The organism is Paenibacillus sp. FSL R7-0345 (genome assembly GCF_038595055.1).
GTDB lineage: Bacteria > Bacillota > Bacilli > Paenibacillales > Paenibacillaceae > Paenibacillus_AQ.
On record NZ_CP152002.1, the window covers coordinates 1,203,091 to 1,227,887 of the forward strand.

Sequence of the window (24,797 nt, forward strand, 5' to 3'; positions counted from 1 at the left end):
TTTATTTCCCTGTAAAACAGCCATTATTGGGCGAATGTGTGCACATAAGAGCGCTGGTGTCCGTTAGCTTGTGAGAATGCCGGTTTTGCCGCAGATAACGGCATCTCAGTCCGTTAGCTTGGAGAAGAGGCCCGGCAGTTATCAGCAGGTGTATAGTAAAAAAGCACAAAACAGGCTATCCCGTAGCTGTACTTCGCAGCAGGGATAGCCTGTTTTGTGTACTGGTTGGCTCTGGTCTGCTTGTTCGCCGGAAAGGCTAGTTATGCCGGCTTACTAAACTCGTCTAAGCCTGGCAGTAGACGGTGGAGAGGCTAGCACCACTAGCACCACTAAGCCTAGCGGTGCGCCGCATAGACGCTTGCCTTGCTGGCCTGGCGGACAGCGTCAGCTTCGGCAGCGGTGAGCGGCGCTGCTTCGGCGGCAGCGATATTCAGCCGTAGCTGCTCAAGGCTGCTCGCCCCCGGAATGACAGCCGCAACCGCCGGCTGTGACAGCGGGTAGTGCAGCGCGGTCTGCGTAACGGTCCGGGAAGCGGAAGCCTGCAGTGTCAGCTTGTCCTGCAGCGCAGCCAGCTCCGGCACCGAATAATCCAGATACTCCTTGTCCAGCCTGGAGCGGCCGTTATCGGTCAGGATGCCGCGCGCCAGCGGTCCGCGGGCAATAAGGCTGATGCCATGCTGCTCAAGCAGCGGCAGAATGGATTCTTCCGGCCGCCGGTCAAGAATGCTGTATTGGCTCATCACACTTACAATATTGGAGTGTTTTACATATTCGCGGACCACAGCGGGACGGATGGAGGAGATGCCGTAATAACGGATTAATCCCTCCTGCTTCAGCTCTTCAAAAGCCTCAATTGCCTCACCGATATTGTCTTCCATCGTTCCGCCATGCAGCTGATATAGGTCGATATAGTCGGTCTGCAGCCTGCGGAGGCTGTCATGGATTGCGGATTTGATATAGGCTTTGGACGCATCCCATGACCAGCCTTCCCGGCCGGGAATCCGCCGGTTGCCCACCTTAGTCGCCAGAACAACATCGCTGCGGCGGCCGTGTATGGCTTTGCCTACGATTTCTTCATTGCGTCCCGCATCATACAGGTCGGCTGTATCAAGGAAATTGATGCCGAGCTCCAGTGCTTCGTGGATGATGGATACAGCCGGCGCTTCCTCTGTTCCAAGAGACATGCAGCCCAGCCCCATAGCGCTTATATATAAGTCGGATTTGCCTAACCGGTTCTTGTTCATGATGCATCTCCTTCGGTGACGTTATGTGTCCATTATAGCATCCCTGATGCAGAAGACGGCAAATGTCCCCGTCCGGCCTTCCGGCCGTGCAGGTTCATTTGCCGTCTTTATCATGCCTATTCTGCAGTCATCCTTGCGGTTATTCCCGCAATCAGCCCCGCAGAATAGCTTCGATCTGCTCCAGCTCTTCCGCACTCAGCTCGGGAGCATTCAGGGAGGCTACCGCATCCTCAATCTGGCTCACCTTGCTTGCGCCGATCAGCGCCGAGGTTACTTTGCCGCCGCGCAGTACCCAGGAGAGGGCGAGCTGCGACATTTTCTGTCCGCGGGCTGCAGCAATGTCATTCAGCTTGCGTACCTTGCCGATAACCTCCTCGGTGATCTCCTTTTCGGAGAGGAACACGCTTGGTCCGGCTGCACGGGAATCTGCGGAAATTCCGTTCAGGTAGCGGTCGGTCAGGATGCCTTTGTACAGCGGCGAGAAAGCGATGGTGCCGATGCCTTCTTCAGCCAGCACATCCTGCAGCTCGTCCTCAATCCAGCGCGACATCATCGAGTAGTTCGGCTGGTGGATCAGGCAAGGCGTACCCAGACGGCGGAGAATCTGCGCCGCTTCACGGGCTTCGGCCGGACGGTAGTTGGAAATGCCGACATATAGCGCCTTACCCTGGCGGACAATGAGATCAAGAGCGGCCATGGTTTCTTCCAGCGGCGTATTCGGGTCCGGACGGTGATGGTAATAAATGTCGACATAATCAAGACCCAGCCGTTTCAGACTCTGGTCGAGGCTCGACACCAGGTTTTTCTTGGAGCCCCATTCGCCGTATGGCCCGGGCCACATGTAATAACCGGCTTTGGTGGAGATGATCAGCTCATCACGGTAAGCGGCGAGATCCTGGCGGAGAATCCGTCCGAAGTTCTCTTCAGCGGAGCCGGGAGGCGGTCCGTAGTTGTTGGCCAGGTCGAAATGGGTGATACCCAGATCAAAGGCGCGGCGCACCATGGCCCGTCCGTTCTCGAACAGGTCATTACCGCCGAAATTGTGCCACAATCCAAGCGAGATCGCGGGCAGAAGCAGGCCGCTGCGGCCGGTACGGTTATATTTCATCTGGTCATAACGTTCAGGACTGGCGATATACATGTTAATCCTCCTAAGGGTTTGAATGGTTGTTCCTTATGATTACTCATAGCGGAAGCGTTTACGATTGAAGTGGACATGTTCTATTGTAGCGGAACCGCCAGGCAAAAGCGTATGTCAGCATGGAAGATATTTATAGCACAATGTCGTTATTCGCATGCCGGCTGCGGTAGTCTTTGGGAGAACAGCCCTTAACTCTTTTGAACATCCGTGAAAATAGCAACGGGTCCTGGTAGCCGACGGAGCGGGCGATTTCACCGACAGTACAGCTGCTCTCGGCGAGCAGCTCACAGGCTTTGGCGATGCGGAAATTCAGCAGATACTGCTGCGGCGGCAGACCGACCGTCCGTTTGAACAGGGCGGACAAATACTTGCGGTCCAGCTTCAGGGAAGCCGACATCATCTCTACAGTGATATTTTCACAGTAATGGGCATGCAGGAAATGCAGACATTCCTCAACATACAAGCTTTTGGCCCGCGGGAGCCTTGCACTGTCCTTCGCCTCCGGAGCGGTACGCAGCAGAAGCGCAAAAAACTCATACATAATCGCTTTAAGCGGCAGGTCAAGCCCCTCAGCCGAATCAGATGCTGCTGTCAGCCGGTCGTAGAGGGCAGGCATCAGCTGCTGATCCATCGGAAATACAGGCTGCTCGGGCGACAGCGAGGTCCGGGACAAAAGGGATTCAATCTCTTCTCCGGTAAAAGCGACCCAGGAATAGGTCCACGGCTCCGTGCTGTCCGCTGCATAATAAGTCACGATATGGGGATAGGTCAAAAAAGCCTGTCCGGCCTGCAGCTTATGCTCGGTTTCCCCGACGGCAACCCTGCCGGTGCCTGCATGGATAAAGTGGATTTTGTAAAGGTCGCGCACGCCGGGACCGACGGTATGGCCGGGAGCACAACGCTCGAAGCCCCAGTAATGCAGATGCAGATCCGGGCTGCTGCGCAGCGGGCGCTGCGGATTATATTTAAATATGGCCATCCTTCAGCCTCTTTTCCTGTGTAAAGTGGTCTTGGATAATAAGTGCGTATGTATTCACCATTATACAATAGTTTTGCAGCGGCGTAAGACAGCGCAAAAAGTCCCTGCGCCCTTCCGGGAACGGTGAGGGACGGGGACTTTTTTACATGGAACGCCTTATGTTACGGAAAAAGACACAGTACAGCGCTATAACGTCAGGCTTCCATTTTCAGCATAACCAGCTCATCCACCGGTTCGCCGCCTACCAGATGCCCTTCCACAATGCGCGGAACGTCATCCGTTGTTACATTGTAATACCAGACGCCGTCGGGGTAGACGAGAACAAACGGTCCGTTCCCGCACAGCCCGAGACAGCTTGTTTTGTTGATTTTCACAGTTTTATGGATGCCCTGTTCGACCAGCTGCTCCTTGAACGCCTGCATCACATCCTCGACCTCCTGGTTGTTGCAGTGCTCGCTGCAGCAGAACAGGAGATGCTTTTTTAATATCTTTAATCGCATATTCATAGGTAACCCTCCTTCGTCATGTGAAAAGGACTGACATACTTTACGAGGAGTATAGTCTTTTTTAACGGTGGTGTAACGGGGTTCCAGCTATTGTTCCTAAAGGCTTAACAAATGGGCTGATGCCGTAATTTATGTGTGATAATACCTTACTTTTGCGGGATAGATGTGATGGGAATGTGTCTGAGGATAGGATTTCCAGCAAGATTTCTGTTTCGAAAATTTAATTGGGGAATCACGTAAAAATGTACAATTTCCAGTTTAGCAGATAAGGGTTTGGTTAATTAAGAAATGTGAAAGAGTGACCACAAAAATAAAAAAAAGCTATCAGGAGGGAATCGTTATGAATAAGAAAATTGTAGGTGTGTTCCATACCGAATATGAGGCTTCACAGGCTATTGAAGATCTGAAAAGTCACGGATTTCTGACAGAGGACATCTCCGTGATTGCGCGAAATAAACGAGATGTCGAAGCGATTAATGAAGAAACAGGTACGAAAGCGCCGGAAGGCATGGCCTCTGGTGCAGCAACGGGCGGACTGCTCGGCGGAGTAACCGGCCTCTTGGCAGGGATCGGTGCCTTGGCTATTCCGGGAATCGGTCCGATCATTGCTGCCGGTCCAATCGCCGCCACACTGACAGGTGCAGCCATTGGAGCAGGCACAGGCGGCCTGGTAGGCGGCTTGATTGGTCTCGGCATTCCGGAGGATGAAGCGGAAAGCTATGAAAACTATGTAGACGAGGGACGGATCCTGGTCATGGTCGATGCGGATGATACGCGTGTCAGCGATGTGTACAGCGTATTCCGTAACCATAATTCAGCTAACGCCGAAAGATATATTGAAGATACCAATGTGACGGGAGCCCGCAGAGAGGCGGCGGATCGTTCTGTATCGGATGTTACGGATGCCGCGTTTAACGGATCAGGTCTGGAAGGCCGGAACGACACCGGGTTAGACACGATGAATTCTGCTCCGGTGCATGATCTGCCTGCTGACAGAGCGCAGGAGGATCTCAACCGGCCGGGGATGAAGGCTGATCTGTACTCCGGCACACCTGACGGCATAGGAGATGTGGACAACCGCAGCTCTCTTGCTTTTGAGGGGGAGGACGAAGAGGCCCGCAAGCTCCGCCTGCGTGAAGAGCAGCTGGATGTGTCCAAAAACAGGGTTCAGGCCGGTGAAGTTAGTGTACGCAAGGAAATAATCGAGGATCAGAAGACCATTAATGTCCCTGTATCTCATGAGGAAATTGTAATCGAGCGGCGCTCGGTCAACAATGATTCCAGCGCGACGCCAATCGGAGGCGATGAAACCATCCGCATTCCGGTCAGCGAAGAGCAGGTAGAGGTTCACAAGAATACGGTCGTTACCGGTGAAGTGGACATTCACAAGCGTGAGGTTCAGGGCACTGAGCAGGTAAAAGATACCGTGAAACGTGAAGAAGCCCGGATCGATAAGACCGGTGACGTTAAGGTCAACGGCAGCAACGAGCTGCTGAGAGACAGAGACCACAGCCGCACGCGTTAAGCGGCGGTATAGGCCGATAGTTCGTTATTACTGATAAAAGGGTTTGCCCGGGTCCTGCTGGACCCCGGGCAAACCCTTTTTTGCTGAACTGTATGCGCTAAGCTTCCGGGCTTCGCGGCAGCTTACACCTTACATAAAAGCAACGTTCTGCCGGTCAGATGCGCCTTGCGGAATATCCTTGCCGGGCAGAAAATGAATGCTGCGGATGTAGCGGATCGTCCGGCTCTGTGCCCGCATAATGACCGAATGCGTCTCGGCGCGCTCCTTGCCGATGAAACGCACACCATTCAGAAACTCGCCGGAGGTAACGCCGGTAGCCGCAAAGATCACATCGCCGGTGCCGACCATATCCTCCATCGACAGCACGCGGGCCGGATCATCGAGCCCCATCATCAGGCAGCGCTGCAGCTCGAACGGGCCTTCCGGCAGGAGCCGGCCCTGCAGCTCGCCGCCGAGGCATTTCAGGGCAGCGGCGGCCAGTACGCCTTCCGGCGCTCCGCCGCTGCCCATGTACAGATCGACATCGCTGTCGGGCAGTGCTGCAGCGATGGCTCCGGCCACATCGCCGTGGCCGAGCAGCTTGATCCGCACGCCCAGCTGGCGCAGGGTGCTGATCAGATCTTCATGGCGCTTGCGGTCGAGCACCATCACGGTCAGCTCGGACAGCGCTTTGCCTGTAATCATGCTCGCTTTGCGCAGCGTAACCTCGGCGGAATCGTCCAGGCTGAGCTTGCCGGCCAGCTCGGGGCCGCAGGCCAGCTTCTCCATGTAGATATCCGGCGCATGCAGCAGGCTGCCGCGGTCGGCAATCGCGATAACCGACTGGGCGTTATGCAGCCCGCAGGCTACGACCTCTGTTCCTTCAAGCGGGTCAACGGCTACATCTACAGCAGGGCCGTTTTTGGTACCAACACGCTCGCCGATATAGAGCATCGGTGCCTCATCCATTTCGCCTTCGCCGATCACGACGGTTCCGTCAATGGAGACGGAATCAAACATGGAACGAATGGCTGTTGTGGCGGCATCATCCGCCGCGTTCTTGTCGCCCCGGCCAATCCAGCGTGCTGAGGATAAAGCGCCCAGTTCCGTTACCCGTACAATCTCCAGTGCCAATTCGCGTTCCATATGTGTTTCCCTCCATTTGTAGGTTATAGGTTTGATATCTACTATCTCTGCCAGCGGCTTCGGGGTTATAGATGGCCCATAATGATGCCGGCGGTTTCCTCTATTGCCTTATCGGTGATGTCAATTACTGGACAGCCCAGCTTCTTGAACAGCACCGCGGCGTATTCCATTTCTTCATGAATCCGCTCCAGGCTGGCGTATTGTGACCCGGCAGGCAGGCCCAGCATCTTCAGGCGCTCGGAGCGGATCTTCAGCATATATTCCGGCTTCATCGTCAGGCCGATAATCCGGCTCGGCGGCAGGCTCAGAAGCTGCTGCGGCGGAGCAATCTCCGGTACGACCGGATAATTGACAACCTTTTTACCGCGGTGGGCCAGGAAAATGCTGAGCGGTGTCTTGGAGGTGCGGGACATGCCCAGCAGCACGATATCGGCCTTCAGCATCGCGCCCAGGTCACGGCCGTCATCGCAGGCAACGGTGAACTCGATAGCCTCGATCCGCCGGAAATAGTTCTCATCAAGCTGGTGCAGCAGCCCGGGGCGGGCCTGCGGCGCATCATCGAAGGTATCGATGAAGGCCTGCATCATCGGGCCCATAATGTCCACAATCCGCAGGTCCAGCCGGACCGCTTCCTCGCGGATCATCTCCCGCAGCTCAGGCTGCACCAGTGTATAAGCGACAAAACCCTGCAGCTGCGCCGTTTCCTCCATCAGCTTGCGGAGTTCATCCTCATGCCTTACATTGCCGTATCTCCTGATCGTGACACGCTGATTCTGGAACTGGTGAATAACGGCCTGCACTACTGCTTCTGCCGTATCGCCTATTGAATCCGAGCATATCGTGATGTAGTGCGAAGATTGCTCCATGCGGTTCTAGTCCTCCCGTTATCCTTTGGCTTCGAGATCGAGGAGCAGCTTAACAATGGAAGTTTTGGTCAGCCGTCCGGTTACTGCAAGTCCAGGGACAGAATCTTCCGTGCCGCCCGGTACGACTACCGGCAAGCTGTCTACCTCGTGAAAAATCATTTTATGTGCAGCATCCAGCACCGGCTCATCAGGCGATACCGTTACTACCTTGGGCACCCGGGTCATGACCATGCTGATCGGCATGGATACCGCACCTGGATTGCCGAGCGTTACCTTCAGAAAATCCTTGCGCGAAGCGACTCCGGCCAGCCTGCCGTCCCCGTCGCAGATAATCAGGGTGCCGACATCCTGCAGGAACAGGGTAACGACAGCATCCTGGATCGTGGTTGTCTCACGGATGACTACCGGGATACTCTGAATATCCTTGACCTTCGTTTCACGCAGCAGATAGCCGCTGCCCAGATGTGCGACAGAGCGCTGGCCGGGAAAATAGCCGACCTTTGGCTTGGCGTCGATGTATTCCAGCATGACCAGAATGGACAGGTCATTGCGGATCGTCGGGCGGCTGAGGTTCAGGCTTTCGGCGATCTGGTCGCCGGAGATGGGTGCTCGTTTTTTTACAATTTCAATAATTTGCAGTTGCCGGGATGTCAGTTCGATTGCGGGTCCCTCCATTTTCCGGATATTATCAGGTCTCTCCTATGGGAAAAGGAGTGCTGTCGCCGATTCCCCCTCTCAATCAGACGTCTTATTAGTAATAATATCCCTTAACTTGTTTATATAATACGCAATAATGATCATTAATGCAACATATAGTACGTCATAAATAAATTTATCAGGTGGAAATAGCTTTATTCCTGCGCAGCAGCATCGAGTTGCGGAACGGGAAGGACGGCGGGCTGGCGTTTCTTTTTAAACAATAGCTCTTTCAGCGCACCGGCGTTCACGAGCACCGTTCCGGCGATGATGGTGAACACGCCAAGCAGCGTAATCCAGGTCACGGCCTCATTGTAGAACAGATAACCCACACCAACGGCAATCGGCGGCGAGATGTACAGCCAGGTGGACGGGAAGACGGGATTTGTCTTGGCGACCAGCCAGTAGAACAGGGTATGTCCAACCATGGAGCCGATTACGGTCAGGTAGAGCAGAGAGCCGGTGGTTGTGAGCGAGAGCAGGACCTCAGGATGCCATTGTTCAGTAGCCAGCGACAAAATGAACAGCAGAACACCTCCGTACATCATCTGTGCGGCATTCAAGGCAACGGGCGAGACACCGGAAAAGGCAGTGATCACTTTTTTCGAATAAATGGCTCCGGCTGCGTAACAGCATTCTCCGATTAGTACGACAATACAGCCGGTGATCCATAGCGGGGACACGTCCACCACAAGGCTTGGCAGTACGAGCAGCAGTACGCCAGTGAAGCCGATGATGCAGCCGTACAGAGAGTAGGAGGGTGCTTTTTGGCGGAGAAAAGCGGTCTGCATCAGCAGGATCATCATCGGCCCGGTAGCCGACAGCACGGCGGCGAGTCCTGACGATACATATTGCTCGGCCCAGTAGAGTGCGGAGAAGGTACCGAAGGTGAGGGCGGCGCCGGTAATCAGCATTTCTTTGCGCAGGAGCAGGGAGAAGCTGGCTTTGCCTTTGATGACCATCCAGAGAAACAGGACGGCACCGGCCAGAAAGAAGCGGATTCCGGCAGAGAAGAAGGGCGGTAATCCGGCGTCTACACCGATTTTGATCGCGAGAAAGGTAGTACCGAAAATCAGACAGACGAGTGAATAAGCAAGCATAATCATATAAAATTCCCCTTTGCGGTTGTAATGTGGCACTCTGGTGAAGCAGTTTGGATAATCATAAGGGCAACGGCACAGAACAGTTAATAAGTAACAGAACAGATGAAGGGCGGGATGCTGTACAATAGGGAAAACAACAAGAGCTACGGTGGGCAATGGGTGGGCAGTAACGCTGTCTCCGTAGAGGATACGGCTGCGGAAATTGCTGAGGGGAGTGCATACGCTTATGAAACAACCGGTCAACATGGAGCAGAATCATCCGCTTTTCCGGCAGGTTTATGATTATATGGTGAACCGGATTATGCGGGAGGAATGGAGGGTGCATGACAAGCTGCCGTCGATCCGGATGCTGGCTGAGGAGCTGCAGGTGCACCGGCTGACTGTTTTTAAGGCGTACCGGGAGCTGGCCAGCAGCGGCAGAGTCTATGTAAAAGACAAATCCGGCTATTATGTGGCGCCTGCCGGCATGCTGCGGGAGGAGCCTGCGGCCGAAGCAGCTGCCGGGGGGCCCGCTTATTCGCTGACCAATCCCATGTCCGATATTCAGCGGATGCCGGTCCAGTACCAGTTCTCGCAGGCGCTGATCGATCCGGGTCTGCTGCCGAACCTGTTTCTGTCTGATTATGTTAAAAAAGTGTTCGACCTCTATCCCAAGGTCATGGGCACGTATTCTTCTGTTCAGGGCGATCTTGAGCTGCGCGGCGTGCTGAGCCGGCATTATCAGGAGCACTTCAAGCTGCAGCTGTCGCCTGCTGAACTGCTGATTACCTCAGGGGCCCAGCAGGCGATCAATCTGATTGCCGGTCTGGTGCTCGGGCCGATGGATTATGTGCTGGTGGAGCGGCCGACGTATAGTGTGGCCCTGGATATTTTCCGCCGGGCGGGTGCCCGGCTGCTGCCGGTTACGATCACGCCGGAGGGCTATGACCTGGAGGCGGTCGAGGAGCTGATGCGCACCTGCCGGCCGCGGATGTTCTACATCAACCCGACCCATCATAATCCGACCGGCTACACCGTGCCGGCGCGCCAGCGTAAGCTGCTGGTGGAGCTGGCCGAGCGGTACCGCTGCCTGCTGGTCGAGGATGACCCTTTCCGCGACATCTATTTCGGCGAGGCGCCGCCGGCGCCGTTCTTCGCCTACGATACGGAAGGCTGGGTCATCTACATCAGCAGCTTCAGCAAATACGTGGCGCCGGGCCTGCGGATCTGCGCGGTGGCCTGCCGCCATCCGTTCATGGAGCGGCTGATTACGGCCAAGTCGATGGCCGACAACGGCTCGCCGCTGCTGAACCAGAAAATCTTCCTGCACTACTACACCTCGCCGCGCCTGCAGCAGCATCTGGGCAAGCTGCGGATTGCGCTGCAGGTGCATAAGGAGATTATGGAGGAGGAGCTGGCCGGCAGCGGCTGGGAGTGGAGCGCGCCGGAGGGCGGGCTGAACCTGTGGATTAAGCTGCCGGAGTCCGTCTCCGCTGCCGCGCTGTTCCAGCACAGCATGGAGCAGTCCATCTCCTTCGTTCCGGGTGAGCTGTGCGACCCGCTCGGGGAGATGACCTCCTGGCTGCGGCTCAGCTATTCCTTCGCCAGTGAGAACGTGCTGCGCGAGGGGATGCGCAAGCTGGTGCGGCTGGCGCGGGAGCTGTGACCGTTCGGCGTCCGACGGGAGGACTGTTGGATGGGCCGGGAGCCGGGCTAGGGAGTGAAATCAAAGGCAAAAATGCCTTTGAATTGGCCTGGAAGTGGGCTAGGGAGTGAAATCAAAGGCAAAAATGCCTTTGAATTGGCTGGAAGTGGGCTTTGGGGTGGAATCAAAGGCAAAAATGCCTTTGAATTGGCCTGGAAGTGGGCTAGGGAGTGGAATCAAAGGGAAAAATCCCTTTGATCCATAATCCATCTGCTTGCTGCCCGCTAGCCCGCAAAACGAAATGAATCTGAGCCAAACAATAGTAGTAGCTCCCTATCTAAAACTTGCTATTCCTCGGAGTAGCACTCCATACCAAGTAACCAGCCACAAACAAAGCGCGCCCTGTCTGGATGAGCAGACAGGGCGCGCTTTGTTTATTGATTTAGTTTTAGAGAAGTGTGTTCCGTAAGCCAGGCTAATAGTGTGTTAACACTTTCCTCCGGCGTCTGACCGGCTGTGTGGAGCGTCAGCTCGGGACCGGGCGGTATCTCATAAGGATCGGAAATACCGGTGAACGAGGGAATTTCGCTGCGGCGGGCTTTGGCATACAGTCCCTTGACGTCCCGGGATTCGCAGACCTCTAATGCACAGTCTACATAGACTTCAGCGAAACGCGGAAGAGTCTGACGGGCATAGTCACGCATCTCCGTGTAAGGGCTGATGAGTGAGACTACAGTAACCACACCATGACGGTTAAGCATGTCAGCAAGGTACACCGCCCGGCGGATATTCTCGAACCGGTCCTCCCGGCTGAAGCCGAGTCCTTTGCCGAGCGCGCGTCTCAGTTCGTCTCCGTCCAGCCACTCAGCGGCAATGCCTAATTTGGTCAGCCTGTCCGTCAGCATAGAGGCAATGGTCGATTTGCCAGCGCCGGACAGACCGGTCAGCCAGATTGTCATGCCTTGATCAGCGACGCCGGTTGTCCTCCCGTCACAAGTCACTCCAGCCCCAACATCCGCCCGGCTTACCGAACCATCTGTAGTCACTCCAGCCCCAACATCCGGCCAGTTGGACGCGACAGCAGTTCCGTCATCAACCCGGTATGCAGCATCATCGTGAGCCGCTCCTGACTCATCATTTCCTTGAGCTGCCGCCTGATCGCAAACCGCCCCAGTCCTATCATCTGCTACAGCCGCTGCACCGACCTGAGCTATTCCGGAACTTTCACCATCTGCTCTCATACTCTCACCTCCGTTATCCCATAAGGGATCCGCTCAAGCAGACCCCGGCCGTATACCTGCTCCAGCTGGAGTTCGGGCATATGGATGTATCCGATGTAGCAGTCGCAGACCTTCATCCGGCAGCTCCGTTCAGCAGCGAGTCCCTCAAGTCCGTCGCGGTAAAGATTGCCGATGACACCACGGTCTTTATAACAGCGTTTTACGGTGCCGGCGCCCTGGACATAAAAAACATGTTTGCCGGCATTGCAGCTTCTGCCCAGGCTGTCATAGTCGGCGGCATTAATACGAAAATGCGGATCAATACCGCTAAGAAAAGCGAGATCCTCAGGTGTATAGTAATCCGGCTTGTCTTTGTAGGCGTTCACCCACAGGTAGACTTCGTCCGGCAGGGCGGCCCGCAGCGAAGCAATCGCCGGAAAAGCGCTGCGGATGCCCACACTGCCCACACTAAGCGGAACCCCCTGCCGATGGACAGCCATGCACTGGGCCAGAAATTTATCCTCACTAACCTGTCCCGGGTGATAGGTAGCCCAGAAGGAGGCTTTGGCAGGGTTCAGTTCCGGCAGAAAAGCAAGGTTAGCCGACAAATTGGTCTGAATCGCAACCTTGTCTACATGCGGGAGGCGGGAAAGGGTAACAAGCGCATCTCTGTACCAGCGGTGGATCAAGCCTTCGCCATAAGGATTAAAAAAGATAGACAGCCGGTGCCCCGCTTCACCCTGCTCCGCAGCCCACCGGACAAAGGCCTCAACGCCTTCGCGGTCTTTGGCCAGTGTTGCTGCGCTGTCTCTGGTTTTGCCGAACGGGCAGTAGGGGCAGTCATAATTGCAGGAGGTGAGGGCTCCTCTATAGTAGAGCACCGCATTCATGGCAAAATAAATCCTTCCATACGCTCCCGGATGTCCCCCGAGATAAACCAGTCACCGATCGAGTCGGAGTAACCCAGCCCCTCAGGGGTTAACCGCAGAATATCATTCTGGTCCCCGCGCTGAGCATCACGGTGTTCATCATCCTGAATAGTATCCCGTGCATCATTCTGAGTCACACCCTGATCCCCGTGCTGGTCCTCAAGCAGCTCCACACTCCGGTCCTCATACTGCAGCTCACCCAAACCGCTCTCCAGCAGCAGGCCAAGCTCGGGATAGTCGTCCCACAGCGAAGTTGAGAAGCGTTCGCTGTAATCAGCCAGCCGCAGCCCCTCGCTGTGCAGGATGGCCTTCAGAATGAACCGCCGCTTCTGCTCGGCGAGACTCAGCACGATGCCGTAATCTGCCGTGTCATAACGCTCCGCTGACACGTAGTCGGCAATGATGCTCTCCGTGGCCTTGCGGCTGACCCCATAGCGGGAGGCGTAATGCACCTCCCGCGTGTAGGAGCGGGCGCCGCAGCCGAGCCCGACCATGCCTTCCTCCTGGCAGCTGTAGTCGAGGATGGCCTTGTCCGTGCCGGCCTCTTCTTTGGCGAACCGCCGCATCGAATACTGGCGGTAGCCATGCTCAGCGAGCAGGCGGCAGGCGGCAATATAGCACTCATGCCGCAGATCCTCGTGACGCAGCAAATCGCCCGGCTTCACGATCGTATGCTCGCGGGTGTAGAGCGGATAGATAAAAATCTCCTGCGGTTCATGCAGCAGCGCCTGTCCCAGCGAGTACAGCCAGGAATCCACCGTCTGGCCCGGCAGCCCGTAGATCAGGTCGAGATTGAGGATCGGGAACTGGTACCTCCCGAGCAGCTCCAGTGCCTGGTATACCACCTCAGGATTTTGCGGACGGTAAATAGCTGCCGATTCGGCTGCGACAAAGCTCTGAATCCCCATGCTGACGCGGTCGACGGTGTTGTCTTTGAGGATAGACAGCTTTTCTTCCGTAATCGTCTCAGGAGAGGTTTCCACCGAGATCGAAGCCCGGGAGGTGTCCAGGCCCATAATTTCCCGGGCAATCCGGAACAGCCGGCTCAGCTGCGGTGCAGCCAGCAGGGTCGGCGTACCGCCGCCGATGGCAAACCGGGCATAAGGCTTATGGCCGGTAAAGGCCGACCACTGCCGGGCCTGCCGCTCCAGCGCATCAACATAGCGGGCATGAACATCAGCACGCTTGTCCGGCAGGGTGAACAGGTTGCAGAAGCCGCAGCGTGCGCCGCAGAACGGGATATGCATATATAGAAAGAACGTTTCCGCAGGCTCATTGAGCCACAGCTGCTCCAGAGAAACGGGCGGCTGGAAATCGCGGTACGCGGTTTTGTGCGGATAAGAGTAGAGATAATTGCGGTACGGATTAGCGGTGATCTGCTGTTTCCATTGCTCGGCCTCCCCCGAAGAGAGAGACGGTCTTACGTCATTTGTACTGGGTTGCTGCAAAAAGTTGCCGGTAGACGTCATACGTTTCTCCTTTCATCCGGATTGAACCGGTGTACCAGGCTAGAGGATAAACTCCCGGTAAGGGACATTCCAAACCGTCTCATGTGCCAGCCGGTGCCCCTCATAGCCATCTTCCCCGTAGGCGGTGCCATGGTCTGAAAAAGCCATGCAAAAAACCGGATTGTCGCGTTCCCGGAACCGCGCGAACAACCGTCCCAGCTCCCCGTCGGCATAACGCAGGGCGGCGCGCTGGCTGTCTACGGAATCCTTCCGGGCACCCGGCAGGAACATGTGGTTAGGCCCGTGAATGGCAGACACGTTGAGGAACAGGAACAGCCGCTGATCCAGCGGGGTGTTGTCCAGCACCTTCAAGGCATGATTCACCTGATGCTCCGTGGAGCGCGGATTCGTGACACCGAAGGTCATCCGCCAGTAGCTTTGCTGGAAGTAACCGGGCAGGATGCGAGCTAAGGGCACTTTTTTGGTGAAAAAAATAACCCCGCCGATGCACACTGTACGATAGCCCTCTCCGGCAAGTCCGGATACAAGATCCGGGGTGTCGAACAGCCAGGTGTGGGGATGGGTTTTCATCCCGGTGTTTTTGGAATGGAACAGCCGCACATGGGAGGCTTTGTCCGTGTTAGCGGGAGTCGGCAGGAAGCCGCCGAAAAAGGCATGGTGTGCGGCGTAGGTGAAGCTGCCGGGGGTGTGCCTTTTTTCCCAGGAGCCGGTGCCGCAAAGGTTAGGGCAGTTACCTTCCTCCAGCACGGCAGCATCATAACGCAGGGTATCGAGCGTAATCATCAGAATATCATGGGTGCCGACAATGGCATTCATATCAGTCATGATCGTTAATATAGCACCCTTTCTAAGTGGATAAAGTCCGGTATTCCGTCAGTTTTTTCATTTCCCATTCGTAAGTGCCGAGGCCTTCATATTCAACATCGTACAGCAGGTCGCCAAAAGGGTTCACATCAGCCACATAAGTGCGCTTTACGCCGCCTGACCCGGAAGAGACAAGAACATCGATTCCTGCGACCGCCGAGCGGGGGAAAGCGGCCAGTGCCTGCACGGCTGTGCGCCGTACCTGTTCCTGCTCCGCTTCCGTCAGTCCGGCCTCCAGCGGTGTCATCCGCCGGCTGCGCAGGTGCAGGTTAGTAATCGGTGTCGTGCTGACCCGGGCTACAGAATGGCCGGCTTCACCAAGGACGACCAGCTGGCGGATATCAAAGGAACCTCCTGCTAATCCGGCCTTGGGAATCCATTGCTCGGCATATGCGCCGTGACTGTAGAGCCAGTTAATGATTTCCTTCAGGACTGCAGAGTCCGTGTAGCGCCGCAGCTTACCGGCATTATAGTACACTGGGGGACGGGTAATGTACTGCTCGACCCCGATGGTAGTCACAGCCAGCTCAGCCCCCGTGGTTGGATTAATCTGATAAGCAACCACGCCGGAAGCGGCTGAGCCGCAAGCCAGCTTGATGAAGACCCGGTGCATCCGCTCCGCCAGCATCAGCTCCCTGAGCGATTCATATCCGCTCGGCGGCTGGCTGCCGCCAAGCGGCCGGGGAACCGGAACGCCGGCCGCTGCCAGAAGCTGCTGCGTCCGGCGCTTGTCCGTCATCCCGGCAATATCGCCGGGATGATTCTGCCAGCGGGCGGCCGGCAGCAGTGCGGCGGCTTCGCGCTGAAGCCTGGCCAGCAGCCGGCAGTAGCCGCGGAACCACTGGGACGGGTGGTGTAGCACACCCGGCGTATCCTTCAGCCGTCCGGCGGCCCGGACGCTGAGCGGGTAGGGATCGCACTGCTGCCCGAAGGGGTGCAGCGAATCATCCTGCTCCCCGGTATCCGGGGCGCCGAGAGCAATAAGGGCCCGCTCGGCTTCGAAGCTGCCGCCGGGCGACTCCAGCCGCAGCAGCGGGACAGCCTGTGCGGCTGGCATTTGCTGCTCTGCTTGCCCAGCCGTCAGTCCGCCCAGTGCTTGCCGCTCCAGCAGCTCCGCTACCCGGCCGCCTTGTGCCTGGCGCTCCAGCAGCTCCGCCAGCGAAGCACCCTGCAGCAGCTCATGGTACGAAATGAGCAGAGCAGGGGGCAGCCCAAGCCTGCTGCGTGCCTGCTGAATCCCGGCCGAACGCTTGTCGCCGGGGCTGCACAGCAGGACCAGCGGCTGCGCTTCCTGCATCATTCAGTGATGGACGGATAACGCCAGTCTTCGTCGTCATCGCTTTTTTGCTGGTCGCTGACATTAACCGGCAGGCCGGTGGCTTTCCAGCGGGCTATCATCTCATCCGACATATAATGATGGCTTAAGTCCAGTGTCTGCAGGCCTTTGATCCGCTCAATGGCCAGCAGCGCCTCCGCGCCCTTGTCACTAAGCGTTCCAAGCGACAGGTCAAGCGTATGAAGCTGATCGAGGATAGGTGCATTAGCCAGCGCCTCGGCGATCTCATCCTCAATTTCACTATTTTTTAGCCCGAGATAGGTCAGCTTCGGAAACTTCTCCGGTTGGATCAGCGGCAGGAGATCTTCGAGACTTCCGTCAAATCCATAATTATCGACGCCGAGGTAGAGCTCCAGCTTGCGCAGATTCGGCAAAGAGCCGGCTGCGATCTCGGCGAGCACTTTTTTACTGAGACCGCCTGTAATAATAATCAGTTCCTCCAGCTTGTCATGCTGCAGCTTGCTGAGGCCAAGATCGGTCCCGCCTTGTATGGTGAGTGATTGAAGCTCCGGGTAGGCAGGGAGCAGGGGGGAGAGATCGGTCTGCGTTATCCACGAAATTTCACATTCCTCGTAGCTCATGTCTCCGATAAACAGCTTGCGCAGGGCCGGAAAGCTTCCGCTGTGCTTAACAAGCGCCTCCACAACCTCATCCGAGCTGTTCTCGTAGGCCTGGCCCCAATCCCCGATGATGAGGCTGGTCAGCTGCGCAGCCTCAGGGCTGGCGCTAAGGCGCTCAATCTCCGTATTCATTCGTTGGCCGTCTTCATATTCATCGTATCCGACAGCAAGCTTTACTTCCGTCATCAGTAATCCCTCCCGGAAAATGTTGGATTCAGTTTCACCCTAACATCTGGGCAAAAAGGAGTCAAATTCGGGATCATAAAGCATCTGAATGGATACAAATTAACGCAAAAACACCCGCCACTCTCAGTTACGGGAGAAGCGGATGTATATGAATACTCAGGCCCAGCCGAGCAGCCGGACGATCTGTGCGATGGCAAAGGTGACGCCGATGGCGATACCGAGCGGAATGACGGCGGAGAGCACCGCCCATTTCAGGCTTTTGGTCTCTTTGTAGATATTGACCAGCGTGGTGCCGCACGGATAGTGAAGCAACGAGAACAGCATCATATTCAGCGCGGTCAGCCAGGTCCAGCCGTGGCTCAGAAACAGCTCCTTGATGCTGCCGATGCCCTCAACGTCAACCATTGCGCCAGAGGACATGTAGCCCATGAGCAGGATCGGCAGCACAATTTCGTTGGCAGGCAGCCCGAGAATGAACGCCATAATGATGAAGCCGTCCAGACCGAGCAGCTGGGCAAAAGGATCAAAAAATGCCGCCATATGATTAAGCACACTGTCCCCGCCGATAACCACATTGCCAAGTATCCAGGTGAGAATGCCGGCCGGAGCGGCAACGACAATGGCTCGGGTCAGCACGTTCAGTGATTTTTCCTTGGAGGAGCGGACAATCGTCTTCCAGATCTGCGGGCGGCGGTACGGCGGCAGCTCAAGGGTGTAGTGGGTCGGCACGCCGCGCAGCATCGTTTTGGACATGACCCAGGATACAGTCAGGGTAACGGTGATGCCTACCAGTACGATTCCCATTAGAACAAGCGCAGTGGAGAAGGTGCGCAGCGCACCTGTTGCTGAGGCACCGACCATAAATAAGGAGGACAGCAGGATCAGCGTCGGCCAGCGCCCGTTACAAGGCACGAAATTATTGGTCAGAATCGCCAGCATCCGCTCGCGCGGCGACTCGATAATCCGGGTGGAGAGAATGGCGGCAGCGTTACAGCCGAATCCCATCGACATGGTCAGGGCCTGCTTGCCGTGTCCGCCGGATTTTTTGAACAGACGGTCCATATTAAAAGCGACCCGCGGCAGATAGCCGAAATTCTCCAGCAGCGCAAACACGGGGAAAAAGATCATCATCGGCGGCAGCATGACGCTAATAACCCAGGAGGTACCGCGGTACAGTCCGAGAACAAGTACGCCGTGCAGCCATGAAGGTGCACTAACAGCTTCAAAGCCGGCAGTCAGATAGCCCTCAATCCAGCCGAAAAAAGAAGCCAGCCAGCTTGACGGATAATTCGCCCCGGCAATCGTAATCCAGAACACCAGGCCAAGCCCGGCGAGCATAATCGGGAAACCCCAGAGCTTCGAGGTGACGATCCGGTCAAGCTTGTAGGTGCTGCCCAGCTTCTTTTTATCCTGATAGGAGACAGCTTCACGGCAAATGCCTGCTGATACCCCGTATATGCCGGTGACAATCTCATCGCGGATTGCGCCCTTGTCGGCCAGATTTCGGGCTGCTGTCAGCAGGGAATCCAGCGGATCGGTACCTTTAATGGCATGCAGTGACTCCATGTCCGGCTACCTCCTTATGCGCAGGGCTTGTGCTGCGCCCCATATGGCTTTTGAGTGAGCTCAGCAGACTGCTGTCACCGTCCAGAAGCCGCAGGGCAATCCAGCGGGCGGGATAACGTGAGCCTAACGTCTGCTCCACCAGCGGCAGCAGCTCGGCAATACCCTGCTCAATCTCATTGCTATAAGTAATCTTCAGCGGCTTGCCGGTGAAGACGCCTGTCGCCACGCGCTCCAGCTGGTCCAGCAGTGCCCCGATTCCGGTCTGATTGCGTGCCGAGATGGCCACGACCGGAACACCGAGCTGCCTCGCGATGGCTTTCAGGTTAATATCGATGCCAAGCTTCTTCGCTTCATCGATCAGGTTGATGCACACTACGGCCCGGCCTGTAATCTCCAGCACCTGAAGGGCGAGATTCAGGTTACGCTCAAGCGACGTGGCATCCAGCACAACCAGCGTCACATCCGGCTGCTCAAAAATAATATAATCCCGGGCAGCCTCCTCATCAGCGGAGTTAGAGTACAGTGAGTAAGTACCCGGCAGATCAACAGCACGGTAGACATGCTGATTATGGGTGAACTCTCCCTCGGCGGTAGTGACCGTCTTGCCCGCCCAGTTGCCGGTATGCTGGCGCAGTCCGGTCAGCAGGTTGAATAGGGTGCTTTTACCAGTGTTAGGATTGCCGGCAAAAGCGACAGTATAATGGCTCATGCTTCCCCACCTCCAAGCAGTACCCCGTAAATCAGCGAGCTTTCTTCCCGGCGCAGGGCGATCGTTGTATTGCTTACCCGGAAAGCGACAGGATCTCCAAGCGGGCTGCGCCGCAGCACTTCCACGGTATTGCCTACAACAAACCCGAGATCAAGCAGCCTTCTGCGCAGGATGCCCTGAACGTCAATGCCGCTGATGCGCAGCGTGCTGCCGTTTAATGCTTCAGACAAGGAAATAGCGGCTACAGCCATAGCAGTTCCTTCTTTCATATGTTTTATCTGGATTGATCTTAAATAAGTCTCCATTATGCACATGCAATAAAAAATTGTTCTTTGCCACAATATTAGTATATGTAAACAACTTTGTCCCTGGAACAAAAAAGTTTCCGTTGGGAAAGAAGGAGCGCTTGGAGGGAGATAGTCGGGAGTTTAGGGGAGTGTAGAGAGTGTAGAGATTGTGGGAGATGGGGAGATGGGGACAGAGTCAGAGACGTGGAGAATGGAATGACAGGAGCGACTCTTGGCACGGCACGAGTGGCGGAATGGCGAGGCTGGAGGGGAGAAGAGTATGGTTAGGGCATGAGTAGCAGGATGGCGAGGTGATGGGGAAAAACGGCTTCTGTTTCTGGTCTGAGTGGCGGAATGGCGTGGTTGAAGGGGAAGCGGGATTATGATTCCGGGCTAACGTAGCGAAATGAATATCCTGAACGGCAAAAGTTACTTGCTGCCGGGACAGGTACAACTGGGGGTGCAGGTGGAAACAAAGTTTAATGCCTTCATGCGGAATGTTCTAGCGGATAAACATGAAGCGAGCTGGTGCAGACGTCCGGTCATGGAGTTAGTTGGATTTTTGCTATCTATTTGTTTGTATTATTTGCTGCAATTAAATTTAGTTGGAAAAACGCCACCTAATTCGCACGAAATGCTGCTTTGTGGGCAGAATCGGCTGATTTAAGTAGCATTTTTCCATCTAGTGTTCTCGGTATGGCCGATTTCGCTGATTTAGGTGACGTTTTTCCACTTAGTTGTTGTGGAGCGCCAGCCGGGTGGGAAGGTTAGCTCCAAAACAGTGTTCCTTGCTCAAGCGCACACGTAAACTGTACAACCAGCTGCTACCACACACGTAAACTGTACAACCAGCTGCTACCACACACGTAAACTGTACAACCAGCTGCTACCACACCTGTAAAGTGTATACTGAATCGCTCTACCGTACTTGTAAAATTTACAACTGACAGCTCACCCGCACCGTAAACTGACACCTGGCCGCTGACCCGCACTCGTAAACTGACAATAGACCTGCTCACCCGTACCTACCATCGGTACAACCAGTCGTCCACCCGCATCCGTAACTATACACCGACCTGCACACCCGCTCCCGTAAGCTCTACACCTGGCCACTCACCCGCATACGTAACCTATACACCGATCTGCTTAGCTCCACCCGTAAACCATACAACCAACCATATCCCTGTCAGCACAACCGGCACTCAGCCGCCAAAATCCAGCGTTCTGCCGGTTTCGGCCAGTGTCTTCATGTTGCTGAGGATCTGCCACCAGGCGCTGTCGCTTGGCCCGTATGAGGGATCATCCGGATGCCAGCCGTCGTGAATCAGCGTCAGCCTGGTGCAGCCGCCAACCGGCGTCAGCAGCCAGGAGATGACAGATTCATAATCCTTGCCGTCCTTCACATAGGAAGGACCGGCGAAATGCGTGAACCGCAGCGCCTCCTGAGGCTTGTACTCCAGTAGAGTGCCGTACACGTGCACTGTTTCGTCGCCGTCGGCACCGGGGCATACATACTCAAGCGCTTCTCCCTCCGTGAAGCTGGAACGGATGGTGCTGCCATAATAAATCTGTGCCACTTTGTCAGACGAAACGAGACAATCCCAGACTGCGGCAGGCGCAGCGCCAATGTAAAATTCATACTTTAATGCCTTCATAACATTTCCTCCTCCTGAAATTCCCCAGCGTGTTATGTGCTGCGTGTCTTAATCACACGGACAATATACCAAAAAATCACTGACAGCTACGGTCAGTGATTCCGGACAAACCTTATGACTCCGCATAATAAGCGGAGATATCAGCAGCTGCAGCTGTAAGCTTGCGCTTCAGGGCAGCGGGTTCAATAATCTGCAGCGACCTGCCGTAGGGCAGCAGGAAGTACGGCGCGTAGCTGAGCAGCGTAGTCTCATCCAGCAGGAAGACGGCCTCTCCGGCCGTGCGCTGCTCCAGCGAATGGCCGAACAGCCAGTGGCTGCACAGATCGTTCAGCACTTCTTCGCCGGAGGCGATTATGACCCGGACAAGCGCAGCCTGCTGGTCAGGACCGGGCAGCAGGTTATCCAGCAGAAACTGCCGTGCCGAGAAGCCTTCAGGCCGGCTGAAGGAACCGCCGCTGCGCTCAAGCTGCACAATCCGGTCTACCCGGAAGCTGCGGATCTCCCCGCGCTGACGGCAAAAGCCGGCCAGATACCAGCGGCCCTTCCAGTGTACCAGCCCGTAAGGGTCGACGGCCCGCGAAGAGGCCGCTTGCCCGCTGCTTTTGCGGTACTCCATCTGCACGGTCAGCCCGGCGGCAGCGCACGCCTCCAGCTCCGCCAGCAGGGGAGTCAGAGGAACGGAAGGGGCATGGAGCATCTCCATGCCGGACTCATGGCGCTGCATTCGCAGCAGCTGCTCGTCATTGCTGTAGCGCTTGAGCTTGGCGATCGCGCTGTCCAGCGCCCCGATGTACGGGTAGCCGCTGCCTTCCGCGAAGGCGGCAGCCTGCACCAGCGCGCGCCGCTCATCGTCATCGAAGAAGAGCGGCGCCGTGCTGAAGTGCTCCGGAAGCCGGAAGCCGCCGCCCGGTCCGGCATCGGCAATGACCGGCACACCGCTGGCGCAGAGGGCATCGATATAGCGGTAGACGGACCGCACACTGAGCTCCAGGGCTTCAGCCAGCTCGGCGGCAGTTCTTTTGCGCTGCTGCAGCATCCAGAGGATGGACAGCATGTAATCGGCTTTGGACATCGGATGCAGCCCTCCCGTTACATTAGGATAGGATTACCGGGTAACGACCAGCGCGTTACTGATCAGCCGTCCCGGAGTGGTCAGGTATTTACCGCTGTAGTACAGGCCGCTGGAGGCACCGCCGTCCAGGTTCATGGCCTGATAAGCGCCGGCCTGCTTCATGATCTGGGCCAGCTGCGGGATCGTTGCCCCGCCGGTGGTCAGCAGGATCAGCTTGTGGTCACGGGTGATGCCCAGTGCACTGCGGGCTCCGCCGCCGGTCAGGATTTTGGGGTCTTTGAAGCCTTCGGCTGTGACATTCAGCGAGACGCTGCCGTTCACCAGCAGCCGGGGACCGGCCTGCAGCGCGCCTTCAATGCTGCCGCTCTGGTATCTGGCGCTGAATTCACTCCCCGGAATCAGCTCGGCCAGCAGATTGCTGTCGTAGGCAAAGACAGTCCGCTTGTCGCCGGGGCTGTTCTTCAGCATTTTGCCGCCGCTGACAATGTATCCGTAGGGAGCTTTGTAGGCTCCGTCAGTATAAGCATCAAAAAAAGTACCATTGATGGCCGCGACGGCCCCGCTGCGTTTGGCAATGCTGCCGAGCGCTTCCGTTTTGCCGACTGTATTGCCGGCAAGTACAGCATCTAGGCGGACAGAAGGATGCATCAGGGGAATGGTTACGGTCTGCACGCTGAACGATCTGGAGCCGACCTTGTATGTATGCTTGGCGCTGACCGCTATTGAAGTTTCCGGTTTGACCAGTGCTCCGCTTACCACCGGCAGGACCGCTTCTTCTCCGGCAGATGTAAGGGTAACAGAACCCTGCTCTTTATTCCATTTTAGACTGATGCCCAGTGCCGTGCTGACCACGGACAGAGGCACATAGGTGGTGCCGTTTCCGCTAAAGGGCAGAGCGGTTAGGGTTACACCCTTGCCGTTAACGGTTGCAGAGGCTTGGCCTACGGCAAGCAGAACCGAGGCGTTTTCCCCGGAAATTTCAATTTGTTTCGTGGAGGCATTCAGAACCGCGGTATTCCCGAACAGGCCGTTCAAAAAGCGCAGCGGAATATAAGACTGGCTGGCTTTGTCCACAAAGACGGCGTTTTTGGGGGCTGCAGAAGCCGAGGCCGTTGAATCCGGCTGAAGGGAGGGCAGCGTGGTCAGTAGAAGCAACAGAATCAGACAGACGGCGGAACATTTTTTTAACATAAACAGAATCTCCTTTGACTCCAATCGGTATTTCCTGTAGTTCAGGATGATTATGGAACCTGCCCAGAATGATGCATCCGGAGGCACTTCATATATATCGTCAATTACCGGCAGAAGGGTTAGTTGTGTTCCGGCACATGCGTCCCGTCGGCTTTTTCGTATATAATCTAAAGAATCAATCTCAATCTGCAAAAAAGGCGGTCTGTACCAATGACAACAACGATAGGTCTAATCCGGCACGGCAGCACCCTTTGGAATAAAGAAGCACGCATACAAGGCCATACGGATAATCCGCTTGATGATGAAGGGCTAAAGCAGGCGGCTGAAATTGCCGAGCGGCTCAGCGGGGAGGAATGGGAGCTCGTCTATTCCAGTGATATGCTCAGAGCCAGACAGACGGCGGAGGTGATCGCCGCCCGGCTCGGCTTTACGGTTGCAGGACTGGTTCCGGGAATCCGGGAGATGAGCGGCGGTCTGCTTGAAGGAACGAATGAGCAGGAACGCGTGGAGCGCTGGGGCAAAGACTGGAGAACGCTTGAGCTGGGGCTGGAGACCCGAGAATCCGGACGGCTCCGGGGCAGCAGCGCTATTGAAGAACTTGCGGAGCGCCATCCGGGCCGCCGGATACTGGTGGTCAGCCACGGGGCGATCCTCCGCAGCGCGCTCAGCGGACTTGTGCCGGACCTGGACTTGAGCCAGCTGCTGAAGAATACATCGCTTACCCGGATTATAAAATCAGGCGATACCTGGACCTGTGACCTTTACAATTGTGTGGAGCATTACGGAATTTAACCGGGTCCTGCTCTGCCGGAATGGTCATCCAAAAGATTCCATGGAGAAACAGAACCTGCCTGCCGATAATAATAAGCATAGGAAGGTTTACC

The 24,797-nt window shown here is 56.1% G+C and carries 24 protein-coding genes and 2 pseudogenes; 6 read left to right on the forward strand and 20 right to left on the reverse strand.

Features of this window, described 5'->3' with window-relative positions; all coding sequences use genetic code 11:
* Window positions 1–335: 335 nt before the first annotated feature.
* From NST84_RS05050 to NST84_RS05065, 4 genes are all read right to left on the reverse strand, one after another.
* Window positions 336–1,244 carry an aldo/keto reductase gene (locus NST84_RS05050; RefSeq protein ID WP_342564543.1) on the reverse strand — a complete coding sequence of 303 codons (909 nt, stop codon included), beginning with the start codon at window positions 1,242–1,244 and terminating at the stop codon, window positions 336–338.
* Window positions 1,245–1,395: 151 nt separating this feature from the next.
* On the reverse strand, window positions 1,396–2,385 hold the full coding sequence (locus NST84_RS05055; RefSeq protein WP_342564544.1) for an aldo/keto reductase: 990 nt from the start codon (window positions 2,383–2,385) through the stop codon (window positions 1,396–1,398).
* A 130-nt stretch (window positions 2,386–2,515) separates the two neighbouring features.
* Window positions 2,516–3,364, reverse strand: a complete 849-nt coding sequence (locus NST84_RS05060) for an AraC family transcriptional regulator (RefSeq protein WP_342564545.1) — start codon at window positions 3,362–3,364, stop codon at window positions 2,516–2,518.
* A gap of 194 nt (window positions 3,365–3,558) precedes the next feature.
* The gene (locus NST84_RS05065) at window positions 3,559–3,870 is read right to left on the reverse strand and encodes a (2Fe-2S) ferredoxin domain-containing protein (protein WP_342564546.1); all 312 of its coding nucleotides are present in this window, start codon (window positions 3,868–3,870) and stop codon (window positions 3,559–3,561) included.
* A gap of 340 nt (window positions 3,871–4,210) precedes the next feature.
* On the opposite strand from NST84_RS05065, the pseudogene NST84_RS05070 reads away from it, so the two are divergent.
* Window positions 4,211–4,717 (forward strand): annotated as a pseudogene (locus NST84_RS05070) (general stress protein); the annotation flags it as partial.
* A gap of 288 nt (window positions 4,718–5,005) precedes the next feature.
* Window positions 5,006–5,395 (forward strand): annotated as a pseudogene (locus tag NST84_RS05075) (YsnF/AvaK domain-containing protein); the annotation flags it as partial.
* Between the two features lie 129 nt (window positions 5,396–5,524).
* Here the strand turns inward: NST84_RS05075 and glpX are convergent.
* From glpX to NST84_RS05095, 4 genes are all read right to left on the reverse strand, one after another.
* On the reverse strand, window positions 5,525–6,520 hold the full coding sequence (gene glpX / locus NST84_RS05080) for a class II fructose-bisphosphatase (protein WP_342564547.1): 996 nt from the start codon (window positions 6,518–6,520) through the stop codon (window positions 5,525–5,527).
* Between the two features lie 65 nt (window positions 6,521–6,585).
* Window positions 6,586–7,386 carry a pyruvate, water dikinase regulatory protein gene (locus NST84_RS05085; RefSeq protein ID WP_342564548.1) on the reverse strand — a complete coding sequence of 267 codons (801 nt, stop codon included), beginning with the start codon at window positions 7,384–7,386 and terminating at the stop codon, window positions 6,586–6,588.
* 18 nt (window positions 7,387–7,404) lie between these two features.
* Window positions 7,405–8,061, reverse strand: coding sequence for a helix-turn-helix transcriptional regulator (locus NST84_RS05090; RefSeq protein WP_342564549.1), 657 nt, complete (start codon window positions 8,059–8,061; stop codon window positions 7,405–7,407).
* A gap of 176 nt (window positions 8,062–8,237) precedes the next feature.
* A complete protein-coding gene (locus tag NST84_RS05095; RefSeq protein ID WP_342564550.1) occupies window positions 8,238–9,188 on the reverse strand; it encodes an EamA family transporter in 951 nt (316 codons plus the stop codon).
* 223 nt (window positions 9,189–9,411) lie between these two features.
* On the opposite strand from NST84_RS05095, the gene NST84_RS05100 reads away from it, so the two are divergent.
* Together NST84_RS05100 and NST84_RS05105 are read left to right on the forward strand one after the other, a co-directional pair.
* On the forward strand, window positions 9,412–10,830 hold the full coding sequence (locus tag NST84_RS05100; protein ID WP_342564551.1) for a PLP-dependent aminotransferase family protein: 1,419 nt from the start codon (window positions 9,412–9,414) through the stop codon (window positions 10,828–10,830).
* Window positions 10,831–10,884: 54 nt separating this feature from the next.
* Window positions 10,885–11,067 carry a hypothetical protein gene (locus NST84_RS05105; protein ID WP_342564552.1) on the forward strand — a complete coding sequence of 61 codons (183 nt, stop codon included), beginning with the start codon at window positions 10,885–10,887 and terminating at the stop codon, window positions 11,065–11,067.
* 176 nt (window positions 11,068–11,243) lie between these two features.
* On the opposite strand, the gene cysC is transcribed toward NST84_RS05105, so the two are convergent.
* From cysC to NST84_RS05150, 9 genes are all read right to left on the reverse strand, one after another.
* Window positions 11,244–12,050, reverse strand: a complete 807-nt coding sequence (gene cysC, locus NST84_RS05110; RefSeq protein ID WP_342564553.1) for an adenylyl-sulfate kinase — start codon at window positions 12,048–12,050, stop codon at window positions 11,244–11,246.
* A complete protein-coding gene (locus NST84_RS05115; RefSeq protein ID WP_342564554.1) occupies window positions 12,047–12,919 on the reverse strand; it encodes an STM4011 family radical SAM protein in 873 nt (290 codons plus the stop codon). Before NST84_RS05115 ends, cysC begins: the two co-directional genes overlap by 4 nt.
* Window positions 12,916–14,427: an STM4012 family radical SAM protein gene (locus tag NST84_RS05120; protein ID WP_342564555.1), complete on the reverse strand. Its 1,512-nt coding sequence runs from the start codon at window positions 14,425–14,427 to the stop codon at window positions 12,916–12,918. The genes NST84_RS05115 and NST84_RS05120 overlap by 4 nt, the downstream gene beginning before the upstream one ends.
* A gap of 39 nt (window positions 14,428–14,466) precedes the next feature.
* Window positions 14,467–15,252, reverse strand: coding sequence for an STM4013/SEN3800 family hydrolase (locus NST84_RS05125; RefSeq protein ID WP_342564556.1), 786 nt, complete (start codon window positions 15,250–15,252; stop codon window positions 14,467–14,469).
* 22 nt (window positions 15,253–15,274) lie between these two features.
* Complete coding sequence (locus tag NST84_RS05130; protein ID WP_342564557.1) at window positions 15,275–16,591, reverse strand: STM4014 family protein; 1,317 nt, start codon at window positions 16,589–16,591, stop codon at window positions 15,275–15,277.
* Window positions 16,588–17,433: an STM4015 family protein gene (locus NST84_RS05135; RefSeq protein WP_342564558.1), complete on the reverse strand. Its 846-nt coding sequence runs from the start codon at window positions 17,431–17,433 to the stop codon at window positions 16,588–16,590. Before NST84_RS05135 ends, NST84_RS05130 begins: the two co-directional genes overlap by 4 nt.
* Window positions 17,434–17,589: 156 nt before the next feature.
* Window positions 17,590–18,999 carry a nucleoside recognition domain-containing protein gene (locus tag NST84_RS05140; RefSeq protein WP_342564559.1) on the reverse strand — a complete coding sequence of 470 codons (1,410 nt, stop codon included), beginning with the start codon at window positions 18,997–18,999 and terminating at the stop codon, window positions 17,590–17,592.
* On the reverse strand, window positions 18,977–19,708 hold the full coding sequence (locus tag NST84_RS05145) for a FeoB small GTPase domain-containing protein (RefSeq protein ID WP_342564560.1): 732 nt from the start codon (window positions 19,706–19,708) through the stop codon (window positions 18,977–18,979). The genes NST84_RS05140 and NST84_RS05145 overlap by 23 nt, the downstream gene beginning before the upstream one ends.
* Window positions 19,705–19,959 (reverse strand): FeoA family protein, encoded by a 255-nt coding sequence (locus tag NST84_RS05150; protein WP_342566355.1) that lies wholly within the window; start codon window positions 19,957–19,959, stop codon window positions 19,705–19,707. The genes NST84_RS05145 and NST84_RS05150 overlap by 4 nt, the downstream gene beginning before the upstream one ends.
* A gap of 442 nt (window positions 19,960–20,401) precedes the next feature.
* On the opposite strand from NST84_RS05150, the gene NST84_RS05155 reads away from it, so the two are divergent.
* Complete coding sequence (locus NST84_RS05155) at window positions 20,402–20,662, forward strand: hypothetical protein (protein WP_342564561.1); 261 nt, start codon at window positions 20,402–20,404, stop codon at window positions 20,660–20,662.
* A gap of 535 nt (window positions 20,663–21,197) precedes the next feature.
* On the opposite strand, the gene NST84_RS05160 is transcribed toward NST84_RS05155, so the two are convergent.
* From NST84_RS05160 to NST84_RS05170, 3 genes are all read right to left on the reverse strand, one after another.
* Complete coding sequence (locus NST84_RS05160) at window positions 21,198–21,650, reverse strand: SRPBCC domain-containing protein (RefSeq protein ID WP_342564562.1); 453 nt, start codon at window positions 21,648–21,650, stop codon at window positions 21,198–21,200.
* A gap of 112 nt (window positions 21,651–21,762) precedes the next feature.
* The gene (locus tag NST84_RS05165) at window positions 21,763–22,722 is read right to left on the reverse strand and encodes a WYL domain-containing protein (protein WP_342564563.1); all 960 of its coding nucleotides are present in this window, start codon (window positions 22,720–22,722) and stop codon (window positions 21,763–21,765) included.
* A gap of 33 nt (window positions 22,723–22,755) precedes the next feature.
* Window positions 22,756–23,913, reverse strand: a complete 1,158-nt coding sequence (locus tag NST84_RS05170; RefSeq protein ID WP_342564564.1) for a phosphodiester glycosidase family protein — start codon at window positions 23,911–23,913, stop codon at window positions 22,756–22,758.
* A gap of 210 nt (window positions 23,914–24,123) precedes the next feature.
* On the opposite strand from NST84_RS05170, the gene NST84_RS05175 reads away from it, so the two are divergent.
* The gene (locus NST84_RS05175; RefSeq protein WP_342564565.1) at window positions 24,124–24,705 is read left to right on the forward strand and encodes a histidine phosphatase family protein; all 582 of its coding nucleotides are present in this window, start codon (window positions 24,124–24,126) and stop codon (window positions 24,703–24,705) included.
* The last annotated feature ends 92 nt before the right edge of the window (window positions 24,706–24,797 follow it).